The organism is Burkholderia sp. AU32262 (genome assembly GCF_020419985.1).
GTDB lineage: Bacteria > Pseudomonadota > Gammaproteobacteria > Burkholderiales > Burkholderiaceae > Burkholderia > Burkholderia semiarida.
Genome location: NZ_JAIZRS010000017.1, coordinates 1 through 20,019, shown reverse-complemented (window position 1 = coordinate 20,019; position 20,019 = coordinate 1). Strand labels below are relative to the sequence as shown.

The 20,019-nt window shown below is 69.1% G+C and carries 19 protein-coding genes and 1 pseudogene; 4 read left to right on the top strand and 16 right to left on the bottom strand.

From position 1 onward, the window contains the following. Positions 1-21: 21 nt before the first annotated feature. Entirely contained in the window at positions 22-1,899 is a 1,878-nt protein-coding gene (ggt, locus tag LGN10_RS20735; protein WP_226224893.1) for a gamma-glutamyltransferase, read from the top strand. 49 nt (positions 1,900-1,948) lie between these two features. On the opposite strand, the gene LGN10_RS20730 is transcribed toward ggt, so the two are convergent. The 6 genes from LGN10_RS20730 to LGN10_RS20705 form a co-directional block, all read right to left on the bottom strand. Next, positions 1,949-2,917 (bottom strand): ABC transporter permease subunit, encoded by a 969-nt coding sequence (locus tag LGN10_RS20730; protein ID WP_060312449.1) that lies wholly within the window; start codon positions 2,915-2,917, stop codon positions 1,949-1,951. After that, positions 2,917-3,714 (bottom strand): taurine ABC transporter ATP-binding protein, encoded by a 798-nt coding sequence (locus LGN10_RS20725; RefSeq protein ID WP_226224891.1) that lies wholly within the window; start codon positions 3,712-3,714, stop codon positions 2,917-2,919. The genes LGN10_RS20730 and LGN10_RS20725 overlap by 1 nt, the downstream gene beginning before the upstream one ends. A gap of 40 nt (positions 3,715-3,754) precedes the next feature. Beyond that, complete coding sequence (tauA, locus tag LGN10_RS20720; RefSeq protein ID WP_059576016.1) at positions 3,755-4,771, bottom strand: taurine ABC transporter substrate-binding protein; 1,017 nt, start codon at positions 4,769-4,771, stop codon at positions 3,755-3,757. A 257-nt stretch (positions 4,772-5,028) separates the two neighbouring features. Next, positions 5,029-6,021, bottom strand: a complete 993-nt coding sequence (gene lipA / locus LGN10_RS20715) for a lipoyl synthase (RefSeq protein WP_059576014.1) — start codon at positions 6,019-6,021, stop codon at positions 5,029-5,031. After that, positions 6,014-6,760, bottom strand: a complete 747-nt coding sequence (gene lipB / locus LGN10_RS20710; RefSeq protein WP_226224889.1) for a lipoyl(octanoyl) transferase LipB — start codon at positions 6,758-6,760, stop codon at positions 6,014-6,016. The genes lipA and lipB overlap by 8 nt, the downstream gene beginning before the upstream one ends. 84 nt (positions 6,761-6,844) lie before the next feature. Then, positions 6,845-7,171, bottom strand: a complete 327-nt coding sequence (locus LGN10_RS20705) for a DUF2917 domain-containing protein (RefSeq protein WP_059642796.1) — start codon at positions 7,169-7,171, stop codon at positions 6,845-6,847. A gap of 102 nt (positions 7,172-7,273) precedes the next feature. On the opposite strand from LGN10_RS20705, the gene LGN10_RS20700 reads away from it, so the two are divergent. Further along, positions 7,274-8,263 (top strand): transcriptional regulator GcvA, encoded by a 990-nt coding sequence (locus LGN10_RS20700; protein ID WP_226224887.1) that lies wholly within the window; start codon positions 7,274-7,276, stop codon positions 8,261-8,263. A 22-nt stretch (positions 8,264-8,285) separates the two neighbouring features. On the opposite strand, the gene LGN10_RS20695 is transcribed toward LGN10_RS20700, so the two are convergent. The 10 genes from LGN10_RS20695 to LGN10_RS20650 form a co-directional block, all read right to left on the bottom strand. Next, on the bottom strand, positions 8,286-8,594 hold the full coding sequence (locus tag LGN10_RS20695) for a YbeD family protein (RefSeq protein WP_011546305.1): 309 nt from the start codon (positions 8,592-8,594) through the stop codon (positions 8,286-8,288). Beyond that, positions 8,594-9,520 (bottom strand): D-amino acid aminotransferase, encoded by a 927-nt coding sequence (locus LGN10_RS20690; RefSeq protein ID WP_226224886.1) that lies wholly within the window; start codon positions 9,518-9,520, stop codon positions 8,594-8,596. The genes LGN10_RS20695 and LGN10_RS20690 overlap by 1 nt, the downstream gene beginning before the upstream one ends. A 48-nt stretch (positions 9,521-9,568) precedes the next feature. Further along, positions 9,569-10,879, bottom strand: coding sequence for a D-alanyl-D-alanine carboxypeptidase family protein (locus LGN10_RS20685; protein WP_099316857.1), 1,311 nt, complete (start codon positions 10,877-10,879; stop codon positions 9,569-9,571). A gap of 508 nt (positions 10,880-11,387) precedes the next feature. Then, entirely contained in the window at positions 11,388-12,032 is a 645-nt protein-coding gene (locus tag LGN10_RS20680) for an alpha/beta hydrolase (protein ID WP_124658671.1), read from the bottom strand. Positions 12,033-12,045: 13 nt separating this feature from the next. Continuing rightward, positions 12,046-12,363, bottom strand: a complete 318-nt coding sequence (locus LGN10_RS20675) for a (2Fe-2S) ferredoxin domain-containing protein (protein WP_027785549.1) — start codon at positions 12,361-12,363, stop codon at positions 12,046-12,048. Between the two features lie 144 nt (positions 12,364-12,507). Continuing rightward, complete coding sequence (locus LGN10_RS20670; protein WP_060312439.1) at positions 12,508-13,659, bottom strand: VanZ family protein; 1,152 nt, start codon at positions 13,657-13,659, stop codon at positions 12,508-12,510. A gap of 43 nt (positions 13,660-13,702) precedes the next feature. Continuing rightward, on the bottom strand, positions 13,703-14,326 hold the full coding sequence (locus LGN10_RS20665; protein WP_059575998.1) for an ABC-type transport auxiliary lipoprotein family protein: 624 nt from the start codon (positions 14,324-14,326) through the stop codon (positions 13,703-13,705). 38 nt (positions 14,327-14,364) lie between these two features. Then, entirely contained in the window at positions 14,365-15,294 is a 930-nt protein-coding gene (locus LGN10_RS20660; protein WP_059575996.1) for an MlaD family protein, read from the bottom strand. Between the two features lie 17 nt (positions 15,295-15,311). Next, positions 15,312-16,226, bottom strand: a complete 915-nt coding sequence (locus LGN10_RS20655; protein ID WP_226224884.1) for an ABC transporter ATP-binding protein — start codon at positions 16,224-16,226, stop codon at positions 15,312-15,314. Then, positions 16,223-17,347 carry an MlaE family ABC transporter permease gene (locus tag LGN10_RS20650; RefSeq protein WP_059575991.1) on the bottom strand — a complete coding sequence of 375 codons (1,125 nt, stop codon included), beginning with the start codon at positions 17,345-17,347 and terminating at the stop codon, positions 16,223-16,225. The genes LGN10_RS20655 and LGN10_RS20650 overlap by 4 nt, the downstream gene beginning before the upstream one ends. 334 nt (positions 17,348-17,681) lie before the next feature. Between LGN10_RS20650 and LGN10_RS20645 the strand changes: the two genes are divergently transcribed. Both LGN10_RS20645 and LGN10_RS20640 read left to right on the top strand, forming a co-directional pair. After that, positions 17,682-19,751, top strand: a complete 2,070-nt coding sequence (locus tag LGN10_RS20645) for a bifunctional 2',3'-cyclic-nucleotide 2'-phosphodiesterase/3'-nucleotidase (protein ID WP_226224882.1) — start codon at positions 17,682-17,684, stop codon at positions 19,749-19,751. 8 nt (positions 19,752-19,759) lie between these two features. Then, a pseudogene (locus LGN10_RS20640) lies at positions 19,760-19,939 on the top strand (sel1 repeat family protein); the annotation flags it as partial. Positions 19,940-20,019 lie beyond the last annotated feature (80 nt).

Genomic DNA, 20,019 nt, shown 5'->3' with positions numbered 1-20,019 from the left:
TTCACTGCCGCCGAGGGTTCAATGTTCGACCGGATTCGTCCGCATTCGCGTCCCTGGACGCTCGCTGCCGCCGTCGCGCTCGTCACGTTCGGCGCCGGCTGCACGTCCCCGTCCGCGCCGTCGTCCAGCGCGGTGGTGCCCGTCGTCGCCGCATCGGGCGCGGCCGTGCCGCTGCCCGGCTTCCACGCGCCCGAGCTGTCGTCCGGCTGGACCGACAAGCCGGGCTGGACCTCGCAGCACTTCATGATCGCGGCCGCGAACCCGCTCGCGACGCAGGCCGGCTACGACATGCTGAAGGCGGGCGGCACCGCGATCGACGCGGCGATCGCGACGCAGATGGTGCTCGCGCTCGTCGAGCCGCAATCGTCGGGCATCGGCGGCGGCGCGTTCATGCTGTACTTCGACGGCAAGGCGACGCAGGCGTACGACGGCCGCGAAACCGCGCCGGCCGCCGCGACCGAGCGCCTCTTCTACGGGCCGACCGGCCAGCCGATGAGTTTCTACGAAGGCGTCGTCGGCGGACGCTCGGTCGGCACGCCGGGCGTGCTGCGCATGCTCGACGCCGCGCACCGCGCGCACGGCAAGCTGCCGTGGCGGCGGCTGTTCCAGCCGGCCATCCGGCTCGCCGAGCGCGGCTTCACGATCAGCCCGCGCCTGGCGATGCTGATCGCGAACGACAGGTACCTGAAGAACGATCCGGCCGCCCGCGCCTATTTCTACAACGCCGACGGCACGCCGAAGGCCGCCGGCACGGTGCTGAAGAACCCGGCGCTCGCGACCGTGCTGCGCCAGGTCGCCGACCGCGGCGCGAACGCGTTCTACAACGGCGCGATCGCGCGCGACATCGTCGCGAAGGTGCGCAAGCACCCGACCAACCCCGGGCTGCTGTCGCTGCAGGATCTCGCGCGCTACCAGACGAAGGTGCGTGCGCCGCTGTGCGCCGACTACCGGCGCTCGGTCGTGTGCGGGATGCCGCCGCCGCCGTCGGGCGGCCTCGCGATCGCGCAGATGCTCGGCATGCTCGAGGCGATGCCCGACTGGCAGCAGATCGGCGCGCAGAAGCCGGTGCGCAACGAAGTCGGCTACGAGCCGACGCCGTTCGCCGCGCATCTGTTCAGCGAGGCCGGGCGCCTCGCGTATGCGGACCGCGCGCGCTACGCCGCCGATCCCGATTTCGTGCCGCTGCCGGGCGGCAACTGGGCGAGCCTCACCGACAAGGCCTATCTCGCGCAGCGTGCGCGGCTGATCGGCGACACCAGCATGGGCGTCGCGCAGGCCGGCACGCCGCAGGGCGCGACGCTCGCGCTGGCCGACGACCGCAGCCCCGAATTACCGTCGACGTCCGACATCGCGATCGTCGACCGCTACGGGCAGGCGCTGTCGATGACGACCAGCATCGAGGATGCGTTCGGCTCGCGGCTGATGGTGCGCGGCTTCATGCTGAACAACCAGTTGACCGATTTCTCGTTCGCATCGAACGACAACGGCCGGCCGGTCGCCAACCGCGTGCAGCCCGGCAAGCGGCCGCGCTCGGCGATGTCGCCGGAACTCGTGTTCGACAAGAAGACGAAGCAGGTGACGATGATCGTCGGCTCGGCCGGCGGCCCCGCGATCATCAATCACGTCGCGAAGACGCTGGTCGGCGTGCTCGACTGGGGCATGACGATGCAGCAGGCGATCGCGCTGCCGAACTTCGGGTCGATGAACGGGCCGACGCAGCTCGAACGCGGCCGCGTGTCGGACGCGCTCGCCGACGGGCTGAAGGGCCGCGGGCACGACGTGAAGGTCGTCGAGATGAACTCGGGGATTCAGGGGATCCAGCGGTTGAACGTGCAGGGGCAGACGGTGTGGTTCGGCGGGGCCGATCCTCGGCGGGAAGGGGTCGCGATGGGGGAATGAGTGCGACAGGCAGCGGCGACGCGCGTGCGCCGCCGCTGCCTGCATGACGTCAACCCCTTCCCTTCCACGGCACCACTCGCCGCTCGACCCAGCGCATCGCGAGATCGAACAGCCACGCGATCGCGCCGATGATCAGGATGCCCATCACGACGATGTCGGTGCGCAGGAAGCTCGATGCGTTGAGCACCATCTGCCCGAGCCCGGCCGTCGCGGCGACCATCTCGGCCGCGACGAGCGTCGTCCAGCCGAACCCGATCGCGATCCGCAGCCCGGTGAGGATTTCCGGCAGCGCGGCGGGCAGCACCACGTGGCGCACGATCTGCGCGAAGCTGCCGCCGAGCGAATACGCGGCGTTGATCTGCTCGACCGTCGCCGCGCGCACGCCGGCGCGCGCGGCCATCGCGATCGGCGCGAAGCACGCGAGGAAGATCACGACGAGCTTCGCCGTCTCGTCGATGCCGAACCAGATCACGACGAGCGGCAGATAGGCGAGCGGCGGCAGCGGCCGATAGAACTCCAGCAGCGGATCGAGCACGCCGCGCGCGATGCGGCTCACGCCCATCAGGATGCCGGCCGGCACGCCGATCGCGGTTGCGAGCACGAACGCGCCGAACACGCGCGCGGCACTCCACAACAGATGGTCGGACAGCGGCAGGCCGCCCTGGATACGGCCGTGCCACGCGTCGACGAACGCGGTCCACACCGCTTCGGGCGCGGGCAGGAACAGCGGCGGCAGCCACTGCAGATGCGTCGCGACCCACCACAGCACGGCCAGCGCCGCGATCGTCGCCGTGCTGAGCGCGGCCGTTTTCCCTTGCCCCGGCAACCGGTAGCGGTGCGATGGGCGTGCGGGACGCGCCGCGTGGCGCCGCTGCGCCGCGCGCGCATCCCGTTCTTCGAAATCGGCGGGCGCGCGATCGGCCGCCCAGGAATCCTGCGTGCTCATGTCGTCCTGCCTGTGCAAAGTGCTGTTCCGGCCGCGCCCGACGGCCACGCCGTGTCGCGCGAGCTCGCTCATCACGCGGGCTCCGCGACTGCGTCGTCGCGATGCAGATACGCGATCAGCCGCTCGCGCCAGCCGATGAATTCCGGCGACGACTTCACCGCGCGCGCATCGCGCGATTCGACGTAACGCCGAGCGAACGGCAGCGCGAAGGTTTCTGCGATGCGGCCGGGGCCTGGCGTCATCACGACGAGACGCGTCGCGAGAAACAACGCCTCCTCCACGTCGTGCGTGATGAAGAACACCGTCTTGCCGGTGCGCGCCCACACGTCGAGCACGAGCGCCTGCATCGTCCCGCGCGTCATCGCGTCGAGCGCGCCCATCGGCTCGTCCATCAGCAGCACGCGCGGGTCGCTCGCGAGCGCACGCGCGATGCCGACGCGCTGCTGCATCCCGCCCGACAGCTCGTACACGCGCGCATGCGCATGACGCTCGAGGCCGACGAGCGCGAGCATCTCGCGCGCCCGCGCTTCGCGCTCGGCCTTCGGCACGCGCGCGAAGCGCAGCCCGAGCGCGACGTTGTCGAGCACGTCGAGCCACGGCAGCAGCGCGTACTTCTGGAACACGACGCCGCGATCGGCGCCGGGGCCCGTGACCGGCACGCCGTCGACGCGCACGTCGCCCGTCGTCGGCGCGACGAAGCCGGCCATGCAGTTGAGCAGCGTCGTCTTTCCGCACCCGGATGCGCCGAGCGCGACGACGAATTCACCGGACTCGATGCGCAGGTCGACGCGCGCGAGCGCCTGCGTCGTCGGCCTGCCGCGCTCGCCCGGGTAGGCGACCGATACCTGACGGACTTCCAGCGTGCTCATGATCGAAGGGCTCCGCGACGAGTGGGCTGAACGGCCGCGCTCAGCGCGCGGCCTTCTGCACGAACTGCGGATCGACGCCGACCGAATAGTCGGCGAGCACCGTCTGGATCGTGCCTTGCGATTTGAGGAACGTGGCCGTGGCCGCGAGCGACTTCGCGGCGCCCGATTGCGCGCCGCCGCCGAGCCACGTCGGCGAAGCCTGCTCGGCCGCCGTCGGGAACGCGTAGAGCGCGAGGCTGGCCGGCACGTCCTGCGCGTTCGCGCCGGACACCTTCGCGACCGCCGCGACCTGCGGCGAGCCGACCTTCCACGCCGCCGCGTGCGCGCGGTAGTCGGCGTCCGCCGCCGCGAGCACCTTCACGAAACGCGTGACGAATTCGGGGTTCTCGCGCGCGAACTTGCGGCTCACGACGAAGCCGTCGAAGGTCGCCTTGCCACTTTCTTTCGCCACCTGGCCGGACGTCGTCAGCACGGTGCCCGACTGCTTGACCTTCGCGAGCACCGGATCCCAGATATAGGTCGCGTCGATGTCGCCGCGCGTCCATGCGGCCGCGACTTCGGGCGGGCGCAGGTTGACGATCTTCACGTCGTTCGGATTGACGCCCGCGGCCTGCAGCGCGACGAGCGTATGGAAATGCGACGTCGACACGAACGGCACGCCGATCTTCTTGCCCTTCAACGCCGCGATGCTCGTGACGCCCGAGCCGTTGCGCGCGACGAGCGCCTCGGCGTCGTTGATGTTGTCGAGCACCCAGAACAGCGAGATGTCGAGCCCCTGCGACAGGCCGGCCGCAATCGGGCTCGACCCGGCTTCGCCGAGCTGCACGGAGCCCGACGCGAGCGCGCGGATCACGTCGGCGCCGCTGTCGAGCTTGCGGAACGTGACCTTGTAGCCGGTCGCCTTTTCGACTTCACCGCTCGCCTGCGCGTAGCGCCACGGCACGACCATGTCCTGGTACGCGATCACGACCTCGCGCGATTCGGCGTGCGCCGCGCCGAGCGCGGCAAAGGCGGTCAGCGCGACGACGGCGCGGCGGATGAAGCTGAAACGGGACATGCGGCTCTCCTTCGGAATACGGGCATTGCTGCGGGAGAGCCGACTTTACGGGCTTTGCGCGCGGCGGGAGCGAACTTATCCTGCGAAGCTATCGATGCCGTTTCAGCTTTGCTTTTCATGCTCGACCGGATTGCGCGTCCGGTCGGGTAACGATTGCCGTGCGCAGGCACGGATAACCGCCGCGCCAACGAAAAAGCCCGCATCGCTGCGGGCTTTGGGAACTGCGGGACTTCTGCCGATGGACGCGAGCGCGGCGCTCAGACCACCCCCGCCCCATGCGCCTGCAGATCGGCGTGATAGCTCGAGCGCACCATCGCGCCGACGGCCGCGTGCGTGAAGCCCATCTTGTACGCTTCTTCCTCGTACATCTTGAACGTATCGGGATGCACGTAAGCACGCACCGGCAGGTGGTGCTCGGACGGCTGCAGGTACTGGCCGATCGTCAGCATGTCGACGTCGTGCGCGCGCAGGTCGCGCATCACCTGCAGGATTTCCTCTTCGGTCTCGCCGAGGCCGACCATCAGGCCCGACTTCGTCGCGACGTCCGGATGCAGCGCCTTGAAGTCCTTCAGCAGCTTCAGCGAGTGCGCGTAGTCCGAACCCGGGCGCGCTTCCTTGTACAGGCGCGGCACCGTTTCGAGGTTGTGGTTCATCACGTCGGGCGGCGCGGCGTTCAGGATCGAGATCGCGCGGTCGAGACGGCCGCGGAAATCCGGCGTCAGGATCTCGATGCGCGTGTCGGGCGACTGCTCGCGCACTTCGCGGATGCATTCGACGAAGTGGGCGGCGCCGCCGTCGCGCAGGTCGTCGCGGTCGACGCTCGTGATCACCACGTACTTGAGCTTCAACGCGGCGATCGTGCGCGCGAGGTTCTTCGGTTCGTCCGCGTCGAGCGGATCGGGACGGCCGTGGCCGACGTCGCAGAACGGGCAGCGGCGCGTGCACTTGTCGCCCATGATCATGAACGTCGCGGTGCCCTTGCCGAAGCATTCGCCGATGTTCGGGCAGCTCGCTTCCTCGCACACGGTGTGCAGGTTGTGCTCGCGCAGGATCGTCTTGATCTCGTTGAAGCGCGAGCTGCCGGTGGCCGCCTTCACGCGGATCCACTCGGGCTTCTTCAGCTTCTCGATCGGAATGACCTTGATCGGAATGCGCGCCGTCTTCGCCTGCGCCTTCTGCTTGGCGGTCGGATCGTAGGCCGGGGTCGCGGCCGAATCGGCCGGTGCGGGAGAAGCGGTAACGTCAGTCATTCGATTGTTCCAGTGCGTGCGGCTTGTCGGCGGCCGCGGGTGCGCCGTCGAGGTTGGCGATCAGACGCCCCACCAGCGTGTGGGCGACGTCGTTCCAGTCGGCGGCAACCTCGAGGCTCGCCATGTCGACGGTTTCCAGTCCGGCATAGCCGCACGGATTGATCGCAAGAAACGGGCGCAGATCCATCTTCACGTTCAGGCTCAGCCCGTGATAGCTGCAGCCGTTGCGGATCTTCAGGCCGAGCGCGGCGATTTTCGCGCCCTCGTGCACGCCGGATGCCACGTAGATACCCGGCGCGCCCGCCTTGCGGACCGAAGCGAGATTATACGCCGCGAGGGTTTCGATCACGGCCTCCTCGATCTTCGTCACGAGCGTGCGCACCATCAGCTTGCGCCGGCGCAGGTCCAGCAGCAGGTAGACGACGATCTGGCCGGGGCCGTGGTAGGTGATTTGCCCGCCGCGGTCGACCTTCACGAGCGGCACGCCGCTGTCGGCCACCAGCAGGTGCGCGGGGTCGCCGGCCTGGCCGAGCGTGTAGACGGGCGGATGCTCGACCACCCAGATCTCGTCGCCGGTGTCGGCCGTGCGCGTGTCGGTGAACGCGCGCATCGCGTCGAAGCTCGCTTCGTACGCCTCGCGGCCCCGCCACCGCACGGTGACCGGCTGATCCGGGGCTCCGGCGGGCGATGCGGAAACGGCGACAGGCGTGGACACGATGGAAACCGGCGAAACGGACATGGGCGGTAGTTTACCGAAAACCCGTGGGTCTCGCCGGCCTGGGCAGGGGGACGGATCGCCGGTATCCGTCGGATGAAACGAGGGTCAGACAGTGCGCCAGCCGTCGTGGAACAGCGCGCTCACGCGTTCGCGCAGCCGGGTCAGCCCGCCGAGCGCGACCTCCCGCGGCGGCCGCGACACCGAGAACGCGACACACGCGCCCTCGCGGCCTTCCGCGCTGAGCCACAGCCGTTCGCCGCGGCGCAGCTTGAGCGTCTCGCCGTCGGCCAGGAAGTAGTCGTCGACGTCGTTGCTGCGCGTCGCCCAGACCGGCCCGCACTGGACGGTCAGCCGCGTGCTGCGTTGCACCTTCATCGGCACGGTTTCGCCCGGGGGAATTTCGAACGTGATGCTTGAAGAGATTTCTTGCATGATCGACTCCGCCAATAAGTGCTTCGATGGCTACAATCGTAGTCATTCAAAGGCGTCCGACCAAACGACCAATTTTCACGACGATGTGAGGAAAATTAGCAAATGGACCTCCGCCAGCTCCCGGCGCTGAACGCGATTCGCGCGTTCGAGGCCGCCGCCCGCCACGAGAACTTCTCGCGCGCCGCCGACGAGCTGTTCGTCACGCATGGTGCGGTCAGCCACCAGGTGCGCGCGCTCGAGGAGGAGCTCGGCGTGCAACTCTTCACCCGCAACGGCAAGCGGCTGTGCCTGACCGACGCCGGCATGCGCTATGCGCAGCAGATCCGCACCGCGCTGATGGTGATCGCCGACGCGACGCGCGACGTGCGCGCGAGCGACCGCGACCGGCGGCTGGTGGTGTCGATGCTGTCGTCGTTCGCCGCGCGCTTCATCACGCCGCGCATCGGCACGTTCATTGAACGCCATCCGGAAATCGACGTCGAGCTGCAGTCGACCAACTCGCTCACCGATTTCGCGCGCGACGACGTCGATCTCGCGATCCGCTTCGGCTTCGGCAGCTATCCGGGGCTCCATGTGGAGCCGCTGTTCGAGGAGGTGTTCTTTCCGGCGTGCGCGCCGACGCTGAACGGCGGCAAGCTGCCGCAGACGCCCGCCGATCTCGTGCACTACCCGCTGCTGCGCTCGGACGACGAACTGTGGCGGCCGTGGTTCGACGCGGCCGGGCTCGATACGTTGACCGAGCCGAAACGCGGGATCCTGTACCAGGATTCGTCGAACCTGCTGCTGGCCGCGATCGAGGGCCAGGGCATCGCGCTGGTGCGCCGCTCGCTCGCGGTGCACGACCTGCTCGACGGGCGCATCGTGCGCCTGTTCGACATCGACGGGCCGAGCCCGTGGCACTATTTTTTCGTGTGTCCGCCGCCGCTGCTGAACACGCCGCGCGTGCAGGCGTTCCGGACCTGGCTGTTCGAGGAAGTGGCCGAATTCAAGCGGCTGTGCGACGAGCTGGACGCGCGGCGCGCGGCGGGGAAATGCCCCGCCGAGTGCGCGCTGGAGGGCGGATGGAAAGGGATCAGCGGCCGTTTGCGCTGATCCCGCACGCCGGAACGGACGCTTAAAGGACGACCTTGACCATCGGATGGCCGGTCAGCGCGCGGTAGATGTTGTCGAGCTGTTCCTGGCTCGTCGCGCGCACGGTGATCGTGAGGCCCGTGTAATTGCCGCCGCTCGATGCGCGCTCCTCGATCTTCTCCACGTCGATCTCGTTGTCGTGAACGGCGACGACCTTGAAGATCGTGTCCTTGAACTCGGGGTGCGCCTTGCCCATGATCTTGATCGGGAAATCGCACGGAAACTCCAGCAGCGACTCCTTCCGGGTCTCGATCGCGCCGGTCACCTCGACGGTTTTGGTCGGTTCGCTCATCACTTTCTCCGGGTTAGGTCAAACTGTTCAAACTCGCGTGCCTTCGCACGCTGGTACGCGTCGTACAACGCCGCGAACACGGGCCCCGGCTTGCCGCCCTGCACGGGCAGATCGTCGAGCGACGTGACAGGCAGGATTTCCTTCGTGGCCGACGTGATCATGATTTCGTCCGCCGAGCGCAGCTCGACCTCGCTGATCTCGCGCGCGACGAACCGGATCCCGCATTCCTCGGCCAACTGCTCGACGAGCGCGTAGCGGATCCCTTCGAGGATCCTGTTGCTGCGCGGCGGCGCGAACAGTTCGCCGTTCTTCACGATCCACACGTTCGACGACGACCCTTCGGTCACGTTGTCGTCGCGCAGCTGGATCGTCTCGAACGCATCGCGTTCGGCCGCATGCTGCGCCATCAATACGTTGCCGAGCAGCGAGATCGACTTGATGTCGCAATGCAGCCAGCGGCGATCCTCGGCCGTCACGCAGCGCACGCCCTTCGCGCGCTCCTCCGCCGACGGCAGCCGCAGCGGGCTCGTCATCGCGAACACCGTCGGCACCGCGTTCGCCGGGAACGCGTGGCCGCGCTTCGCGACGCCGCGCGTGACCTGCAGGTAGACGAGCGCGTTGCCGTCGCCGAGGCCTTCGGCGTTCGCCGCGACCAGCCGCTCGATCAGCGCGCGCCAGCCCGCCGCGTCGTGCGGGTTGTCGATGCCGATCTTCTTCAGGCTGCGCGCGAGCCGCTCCAGATGCTGCTCGATCCGGAACGGCACGTGCGCGCCGTCGTGCGCATAAACGGGGACGACTTCATACACGCCGTCGCCGAAGATGAATCCGCGGTCGAGCACCGGCACACGGGCTTCGGACAGCGGCACCAGTTCCTCCTGCGACGAGACGCTGAGGTAGACGATCGGTTCGAATTCGGCTTGGCTCATGGCTATGTCAGATGGGGATGAAGTCGTGAAAACAAAGGCCCGTCGCGCTTACTTCTTCTTGCTGAACATCAGCAGGATCGAGTCCCAGATACGACCGAAGATACCCGCTTCCGGCACGGCCTGCAGCGCGACGACCGGGAATTCGGACAGCGTCTTGCCGTCGGCGACGATCTTCACGGTGCCGACCTGCTGGCCTTGCGCGAGCGGCGCGATCAGCGGCGCGTTGACGTCCACTTCGGTCTTGACCTTGTCGCCGAGGCCGCGCGGCACGGTTGCCCACTGGTCGCTCTTCACGCCGACCTGCACGGTATTGTCCTTGCCCTTGTAGATGCGCGGCGTCGAGATCGCCTGGCCGCCCTTGAACAGGCGCACCGAATCGAACGCGCTGTAGCCGTAGTTCAGCATCTTCATGCTGTCCTGCGTGCGATCGCTTTCCTTCTGCTCGCCCATCATCACGGACACGAGGCGGCGCTGGCCGTCGACGCCCGGAATCGCCCGCTTGGCCGATGCGATCAGGCAGTAGCCGGCCGCCTGCGTGTGGCCCGTCTTCAGGCCGTCGACCGTCGGGTCGAGCCACAGCAGCCGGTTGCGGTTGCCCTGGCGGATGTTGTTGTACTTGAATTCCTTCTCCGAGAAGATGCCGTAGTACTGCGGAAAATCGCGGATCAGGTGGGCGGACAGCTTCGCGAGGTCGCCGGCCGTCGTGTAGTGGTTCGGGTCGGGCATGCCGTTCACGTCGGCGAAGTGCGTGCCCTTCATGCCGAGGCGCTGCGCCTCGTCGTTCATCAGCGTGACGAACTGCCCTTCGCTGCCGCCGACGAGTTCGGCCAGCGCGATCGCGGCATCGTTGCCCGACTGGATGATCATCCCGTACACGAGGTCGTGCACGGACACCGGCTTGTTCGCCTCGATGAACATGCGCGACTCGTCGCGGCCGACGCGGCGCACGGCCTCGCTCGGCGTGACGATCTGCTCCATCGAGATCTTCTTCTTGTCGAGCGCCTCGAACACGAGGTACGCCGTCATCAGCTTCGTCAGCGACGCCGGCTCGACGCGTTCGTCCGCGTTGCCCGATGCGAGCACCGTGTTGCTCGTCGCGTCGACGAGCACCCACGAGCGCGCGTTCACGCCCGGCGGCGGCACCGCGCCCGGCATGTAGGTCGCGGGCGCGCCGGTGAACTGCTCGGCGGCCGGCGCCGCATGCGCGGCCTTGGCCTTGGCGGCCGGCTTCGCCTCGGCGACGACGATCGTCGAGGCGAGCGCGACGGGCAGCATCACGCCGAGCGCGACGTTGCGCGCGGCGGTGCCGAAGGCGATGGAGGAAGCGAGGGACTTGAGGCCTTGGGAAGACAGACGCATGATCGATTCAGGCTGATGGCAGAAAGTGCGGTGCGAAACGCGCAGGGTTGAACGGCAAGGCGGCGGGCGTGTCGGGCGCTCGCCCGACACCGTCGGGCGACGCGAAACGCGCCGGTTGGACTCGTGCGGGCGCGTTCGGTTCGCGGCCGTCGCGAGCGGGCGGACAGGCGGCGAAACGAGCGCCGCATGGGCCCAGCCGGGCCGCGGGCAACGCGGAAGCGGCCATTATACGTGGCCGCGAACGGCGTTTTCGCGAACCGGGCGGCAGGCGCCCGGCTATCGGCTGCGAGAGCATGACACGGGAATGCAGCGGGCAGGCATGCGCGAAGCCGCGCGAAAGGCGGGCGCAGGCGGCGTGCAAGCCGCGTTGCGCGGCCCCCGAGCCGGCACCGCGCCGCGCAGTGTGGCGCGATGTCGCGCGAGGTTGCGCGCGGCAAGGAGTGCGCACCGACCGGATGCGCCGGTACGTGATACGGGCGCCGGGCTCAGGCCGGCGCCCGCATGCGGGCTAGCGCCACGCGTCGACGATGATGCGCTTCAGCACGTGCAGCTTGCGATGAAGGAAATGCTCGGCGCCGGGAATCACGACGACCGGCAGCTCCTGCGGCCGCGCCCAGTCGTACACCGACGCGATCGGCACCGTGTCGTCGGTCTCGCCGTGGATCACGAGCGTGTTCTCGGGCACGTCGGCCACCTGCCAGCGGCTCGCGGCCGTGCCGACGAACACCATCCGCTCGATCGTCTCGCCCGCGTCGCGCAGGCGCTTCGCGACGTGCGACAGCACGAAGGTGCCGAACGAGAAACCCGCGAGCACGAGCGGCAGATCCGCATACGCGGGCTGCGCGCGCATGTGCGCGAGCACCGCGAGCAGGTCGTCGGCCTCGCCCGAGCCGTTGTCGTGCACGCCTTCGGTCGCGCCGACGCCGCGGAAGTTCGACCGGTAGACGACGTAGTTCAGCTGCACGAGCGTGCGCGCCAGTGTTTGCGCGACCTTGTTGTCCATCGTGCCGCCGAACAGCGGATGCGGATGCGCGACGAGCGCGATGCCGCGCGGCGCGGCGCCGCCCTCGCGCACGGCGTCGGGCAGGTCGACCGCGATTTCGATCTGGCCGACCGGGCCCGCGATCAGCGATTTCTGCGTATGAACGTTCATTGCGCCGGCCCGCTCAGATCTTCAGGCGGTCGACGACCTTGCCGTCGCGCAGGTGCGACTCGACGATCTCGTCGATGTCGGCCTGGTCGACGTACGTGTACCACGTGCCTTCCGGATACACGACCATCACCGGCCCTTCCTCGCAGCGGTCGAGGCAGCCGGCCTTGTTGATGCGGACCTTGCCGGGCCCCGCGAGACCGAGCTCCTTCACGCGCTTTTTCGCGTATTCCTGCATGGTCTGCGCATTGCATTGCGCGCAGCTCGGACGCTCGGCGCCCGGATCGCGCTGGTTCAGGCAGAAGAAGACGTGGTGCTGGTAGTAGGAATCCATGGTGATGACGAGCGGCCCGGCGCGAGGCCGTGCGCAAAGAGGGGCGATGAATTGCCGTTGCGCGACGCGGCAACGGAGGATGCGGACGATTATAGCGACCGGCGCACGCGGCTGCCCGCGGCGCGGCCGCCACCGGCTGCCGCGTCAGCGGCGCAGCGCGGCCGGCAGCCACGCGTGCTCGACGCGCTGGCCGAGCCAGATCAGCGCCGCGTAGGGCCAGATCCACGCGAGCCAGCGCGCGAGGCTGTTGAAGTGCACGTAGCGGCCCTGCCGCCAGCCCGACAGCGTGAAGTCGAAGAACGGGTTGACCGGCAGCAGGTTCACGAGCGCGACGCCGGCCAAGAGCGCGAGCGCCGCGAGCATCGCGCGCCACGTTGCCGGCACGCGCAACGCGACGAGCGCCGCCGCGAAACCGAGCTCGATGCCGAGCCGCGCGCCGGGCGTCGCCCACACGACGACGAGGCCGGTGGCCGACTGCATGAACGTCGCGGCCGCCTTCAGCACGAGCGTGGCGACCACCAGCGCGATCAGCAGCCGGATGCGCGGCGCGCGCGGGCGCATCGCGAGCGACGCGATCGCCAGCGCCGCGAACAGCATCAGCCCGCCGAGCACGGCTTCCCACGCGGAATCGGACAGCCAGCCGTCGACCCGCTCGGGCCATTCGCTGACGTGCCACGCGGCCGGCAGCCACGCGAGCAGCGCGTCCTGCATCGACGCGTCGGCGCGCTCCCACAGCGCGGCCGGCCAGTCGCCGATGCCGAACAGGAACGGCGACGGAAACACGATCGCGAACGGCCACAGCGCGGCGAGCAGCAGCGGCGTCGAACCGTCGGCCTCGAGCCACGCGAAGCGCAGCCGGCGCAGCACGCCGCGGTCGAGCAGCGCGCCGGTGGCAGGCGCGGCGAGCGCCGCGCCCAGCAGCGCGCCGAGCGCGTTGGCGCCGAGATCGAGATTCGATGCGACGCGCGTCGGCAGGTAGGTCTGCAGCGCTTCCATCGCGCCCGACAGCAGCACGCCGAGCGCGCCCGCGATCAGCGTCGCGGCCACGCCCCGCCAGCGCGGGTGCAGCGCCAGCACGCCGAGCGCGCCGAACGGCAGATAGCCGAGCACGTTCGTGACCACGTCGAACGCCGTCACGTAGCGCTGCATCGGCGCGAGCAGGTAATCGAACGGACCGATGCCGAGCGACACCCAGCCATCGAACGGATACAGCGACGCATAGACGATCAGCGCCGCGTAAGCGGCAAACGCCTGCCGCGCGAGCGGCGACGCGCGATGCGTGCCCGGCACGTTCATCGCGGATGCAATCGCGGATGCAATCGCGGCTGCGCGTCGGGCGTCACGGCGTGCCCGCGTACGCCTGCACGCCGACCCACGCGGCGATCTGCGACACGAGTTCGTCGCTGGCCGCGGCGAGCGCACGCGCGCCGCCGGCCGCGTCGGGCGTGCTCGACGGCGCGCGCGCGACGAACGTGCGCTGGCCGAGCACCTTGCCGTCGAGCGTCAGCGTCGCGCGCGCGGTCACCGCGCCGTGGCTTTGCGACTGCCCGTCGAAGACCTGCTCGAATTCGCTCAGGTCGACCTTGAGGGTCGGCGCGCGCACGCCGTCGACGCCTTCGAGCACCGTGCCGCGCGACGACAGCGCGCCGCGCAGGCGCTGCGTGAGCAGTTGCGCGGGCGGCGCGGTCCAGCGGCTGTCGCGATAGACGGCCACGTGCTGCGCATCGGCATAGGCGAGGCGGTACGCGAACTTGTCGGAATCGAGCGCGTCGGGCGCGGCGACGTCGAGCACCTTCAGCGCGGGGCCCGAACCGGTGGTCGCCACCGACGACGCAGGCCCCAGGTCGTAGCGGATGTTCGACAGCACCGCGCTGTTGCCGGCGCAGCCGGCTGCCGCCGCGAGCGTCAGTACGGCAAGCGCGGCCGCTGCCGGGCGCAGCGCGCGGTCAAGGATTCGTGGCATGGCGTATTCCTGCGTAAGGTTTCCGGTTTCGATGGGCGTCAGTGCCCGGCCGTCGCACCCGGCCAGACGAAGCCCGCTTCGCCCGGCCCGGGCGCCGCGCCGGGCGATCCGAACAACAGACTGCGCGGGTTGCGGCCGAGTTCACCGGCGACGTCCTTCAATTGCCGCGACGCGTCGCCGACGCTGTCGGCCAGCGCATTGAAGCGCGGCAGCGTGTCGTACTGCACGCGCGCGTTGAGGCCGTTCAGCGCGACGCCGACCTGCTCGGCGGCCGTGCCGGCCTTGTTCAGGTTCGACACGAGCGGCCCGTTCGGCTGCAGCAGCGTGTTCGCCGACGCCATCGCGCGGTTCACCTCGTGCATCGTCTCCGGCAGCGCGGTGACGGCCGGGCCGAGCTGCTTCGTCAGCGTCGCGGCGCCGTCGGCCGCGTGCTGCAGGCTTTCGGCGGTCGCACGCAGCTGCTCGCGCATCTCGGGCGACATCAGCGCGTTCGCGCTCTTCGCGGCCAGTTCGAGCTGCCGCAGCAGCACGTCGCCGCGTTCCTGGATCTGGTCGAACAGGCTCGGCCGCATCGGGATCTGCGCGATCGCCTTCGGCGACGACGGCAGCGGCGACAGATCGCGCCCCGTATCCTCCAACTGCACGAACGCGATGCCGGTCACGCCCTGGAAGCCGAGGCTGCCGTAGGTCGACTGCGTGATCGGCGCGTCGTGATCGACGAGGATGCGGATCCGGATCTGGCCCGGATGCGTGCGGTCGAAGCCGATCGACTGCACCTTGCCGACGTCGAGGCCGCGAAAGCGCACGGCCGCGTCCGGAAAGAGCCCCGTCACGTTGGTGCGCGCGAGCAGGTCGTACGGCACGCGCACGGTGCGGTCGACGTTGAACCAGAACACGGTGCCCGCGATCGCGAGCGTCAGCGCGATCGTGAACAGGCCGGCCCAGAACGCATGTGATTTGTTTTCCATTCGCGGGTTCCTTGCTTCTACAGCTCGACGCTCGACAGCGCCGGTTCGAGGGCCGCCTTCGGCAGCTTCGCGCGCCGCTCGGGCGGCAGCGCCTGCAATGCGCGGCGCCCGCGCAGCCCCAGGAAATATTCGTGGATGAACGGATGGTCGACGTTCGCGGCCTCCTCGACGGGCGCCGCGACCAGCACCTTGCGGTCGGCCAGCACCGCGACGCGCGTCGACAGCGCGACCATCGTGTCGAGGTCGTGCGTCACCATCACGACGGTCAGCCCGAGCGTGCGGTGCAGCGTCGCGATCAGCTCGACGAATTCGTCCGACGCCTGCGGATCGAGGCCGGCCGTCGGCTCGTCGAGAAACAGCAGCTCGGGCTCCAGCGCGATCGCGCGCGCGATGCCGACGCGCTTCACCATCCCGCCCGACAGCGCGGCCGGCATCTTCGACGCGTGCTTGCACGGCAGCCCGACCATCTCGAGCTTCAGCATCACGATGTCGTGCAGCAGATCCGGCGGCACGCGGCCGAGCTCGCGCAGCGGCTGCGCGACGTTGTCGAACACCGTCATCGACAAGAACAGCGCGCCCTGCTGGAACAACATCCCCGAGCGCGTGCGCATCATCCGCGCGCTTGCGTCGTCGATCGTCGCCGTATCCTCGCCGAACACCTTGATCGTGCCCGACGTCGGCCGTTCGAGGCCGAGGATCTGCCGCACGAGCGTCGTCTTGCCGGAGCCCGACCCGCCGACGATCGACACGATCTCGCCGCGCCGCACGTCGAAGTCGAGCTTCTGGTGAATGATGTTGCGCCCGTAGCGCTTGGTCAGGTTGCGCACCTCGATCACGAGATCGCCGGCATCGACGGCCGTGCCCGGCCGGGGGCCGACCGACCCGGCGCCGATGGCCGCGGCATGTGCGGTCGTTTCGTTCGATGCGTTCATCCGAGCCCCACGTTCTGGAACAGGATCGCGAACACCGCGTCGGCGAGGATCACGACCGTGATCGACGACACGACCGACGTGGTCGTGCCTTCGCCGAGGCTCTGCGAGTTCGCCTTGATCCGGAAGCCGAAATGGCACGCGACCAGCGCGATCAGCATGCCGAACACGACGCCCTTGCCGACGCCGATGTACAGGTTCGCGATCGGCACGACGCCCGGCAGCGAACGCACGAAATAGTTGATGTCGATGCCGAGCACGATCTTCGCGGCGAGCGCGCCGCCCGTCAGCGCGATGATGTTGGTCCACATCACGAGCAGCGGCATCGCGACGCCGAGCGCGAGCACGCGCGGCAGGATCAGCCGCAGCCCGTGCGGGATGCCCATCACGCGCATCGCGTCGAGCTCTTCCGTCACGCGCATCACGCCGATCTGCGCGGTGATCGCGGAGCCCGAGCGGCCCGCGACGAGGATCGCCGACAGCACGGGGCCGAGTTCGCGGATCACCGACAGCCCGAGAATGTTCACGATGTAGCGGTTCGCACCGAACATCTGCAGCTGCTGCGCCGACAGGTAGCTGAGCACGATGCCGATCAGGAACGCGACGAGCGCGGTGATCGGCAGCGCCTGCGCGCCGGCGCTGTAGATGTTCGCCGAGGTTTCCTTCCACGGCATCGTCTTCGGGCGGCGCAGCACCGACAGCGCGTCGAGGATCACGAGGCCGAACATCGCGATGCCGCCCTGCAGGTGTTCGCCGAACGCGAAGATCGCCTGGCCGAGCCGCGTGACGGGATCGACGCGCACCACGCGCTCGGGCGCCTCGCGCGCGCTGTCGAGCCGCTCGATGCGCTCGAAGATCGTGCGCTGCGTGGCGCTCAGCGCGACGCCCGCCGGCAGCTTGCGGCCCCACACGCGCCACAGCGCCTGGCCGCCGACGTGGTCGAGCCGCTCGATGCCGGACAGATCCCATTCGATGACGCGCCCGGCGGCGATGCTCGCGATGCGGCGCGCCACGGCGCCGCGGTTGCGCGCGAGCGAGAGCGCGGTCCACTGGCCGGTCAGGCGCACCGTCTGGCCCTGGCCGCCGGCGTCGACCGACAGGCCGGGAGGGGTCTCGAAGTCCAAGGGCAGGTTGTTTGCAAAAGGATGACAGCGGCCATTGTAGCGAACCGCCCGGCGCCGCGACGTGAGGATGTGGGCGGGGCACCGGGCTCGGGGCGCGGCCGGGCGCCGGGCCGGAGCCGGGCCGGCTGTGCCGTGCCCCGACGCCGCCGAGCGTCGCGGGGCCTGTTCATGCCGATAACGGGCCTGGGCCCGTGGCCGGCATCGCGACCTTTCATTGTTCCGTCACGTTTCCTTTCGATACTCTCACGCGCCGCACGTCAGGCCGTCGGCGCGCCGCGCCGCCATTCGTGCGTACCTCGCGTTTGATAAAACAGAACACCGAACAGGACATCCGATGCGTCTCCCCCCGCTTTCCCGCCGCCACGCGCCGGCCGCCGCCGCGCTCGCCAGCCTCGCCTTCGTCCTCGCCGGCTGCGGCGGCGACGACGTCACCGCCACGCCGCCGTCGCGGCCCGAGGCCCAGGCGCCCGCCGGCACGACGGCCACGCTCGCGCTGCTCGAGACGACCGACCTGCACACCAACGTGCTGTCGTACGACTATTTCAAGCTCGCCGCCGACAATTCGCTCGGCTTCGAACGCGTGGCGACGCTGATCGCGCAGGCGCGCAAGCAGTACCCGAACACGCTGCTGCTCGACAACGGCGACACGATCCAGGGCACCGCGCTGTCGGACTACCAGGCGCTCGTGAAGCCGGTCGGCTGCGACCAGACGCTCGCGATCTACAAGGTGATGAACGCCGCGAAATTCGACGGCGGCGGGATCGGCAACCACGAGTTCAACTACGGGCTGCCGTACCTGTCGCAGGTGACCGGCAACACGTTCGAGATCGACGGCCTGCCGGCGCCGGCCCAGCAGAAGAAGTGCGCGGGCCCGAATTTCCCGCAGGTGCTCGCGAACGTGATCAGCGCGAAGACCAACGCGCCGCTGTTCGCGCCGTACACGATCCTGACGCGCACGGTGACGGCCACGACGCCGGACGGCAAGACGGTCAGCGCGCCCGTGAAGATCGGCATCATCGGCTTCACGCCGCCCGCGATCATGAACTGGGACAAGCGCTGGCTCGACGGCAAGGTCTACACGACCGGGCTGAAGGAAGCGGCCGAGAAGTACATTCCGGAAATGCGCGCGAAGGGCGCCGATCTCGTCGTCGCGATCTCGCACGGCGGCCTCGACAATTCCGCGTACTCGCCGACGATGGAAAACGGCAGCTGGTGGCTGTCGAAGGTGCCCGGCATCGACGCGATGCTGATCGGCCACTCGCACCAGGTGTTCCCGGACGCGAACAGCACCGTGGCGCAGTTCAACCTGCCGGGCGTCGACAAGGTCAAGGGCACCGTCAACGGCGTGCCGACCGTGATGGCCAACTACTGGGGCAAGCACCTCGGCGTGATCAAGCTCGGCCTGAAGTTCGACGGCAAGACGTGGGCCGTCGACAAATCGCAGACGACCGTCGAGGCGCGGCCTATCCAGAACGCCGACAAGAGCTACGTCGCGGCCGACCCGTCGGTCTCCGCCGCGATCGCGGCCGAGCACCAGGCGACGATCGACTACGTGAAGACGCCGATCGGCTCGACCGACTACCGGATGAACACGTACTTCGCGGACGTCGGCGATCCGGGCGCGATCCAGATCGTCAACGAGGCGCAGGCCGACTACGTGAAGACGTACGTGCAGGCGAACCTGCCGCAGTACGCGTCGCTGCCGGTGCTGTCGGTCAGCGCGCCGTTCAAGAGCGGCTTCGGCGGCGGCACCGACTACACCGACGTCGCGCCGGGCGCGCTCGCGATCAACAACGCGGCCGACCTGTACCTGTATCCGAACACCGTGTACGCGGTGAAGGTGAGCGGCGCCGACGTGAAGAACTGGCTCGAGACGGCCGCGAAGCGCTTCAACCGGATCGACCCGACGCAGGCGACCGTGCAGCCGCTCGTCAGCACCTTCCCCGGCTACAACTTCGACATGTTCACGTCGGCCGATCTCGCGTATGAAGTCGACGTCACGCAGCCGGTCGGCAGCCGGATCAGGAACCTGACGTACAAGGGCGCGGCGATCGACCCGAACGCGCAGTTCATCGTCGCGACCAACAACTACCGCGCGAGCGGCGGCGGCAACTTCCCGGGCCTCGACGGCAGCAAGACGATCTTCGCGTCGCCCGACGCGAACCGCGACGTGCTGATCGCGTTCATCAAGAAGCGCGGCGCGATCACGCGCGCGGCCGACGGCGCGCAGCGCAGCTGGCGCTTCACGAAGCTCGCGAGCTCGGTCGCGCACGTGCGGTTCGCGTCCGCGCCGAACCGCCTCGGCGACGCGGCGGCGGCCGGCCTGACCGGCATCACGCAGGTCGCGGCCGACGACGGCTCGGGCAAGAACCTCGCGACCTACGAAATCGACCTCACGCAATGAGACACGCGATGCAACCGATCCGGACGATGCGGCCCGCCGAAACCGGCCTCGCCGCCGCCGCGCGGCGCGTGCTGCGCGCGAAACTCCCGCCGGCCGCGCTGCTCGCGGCGGCGGCCGTGACCGTCGCGGCCGTCGTCGCGGCCGCCGGCCTGCGCGGCGCCGGCCCCGCGCCGAGCCCCTGTCTCTTATACACATCTGACGCTGCCGACGACAGCAATCGTGTGTAGATCTCGGTGGTCGCCGTATCATTAAAAAAATTTTTTGACTA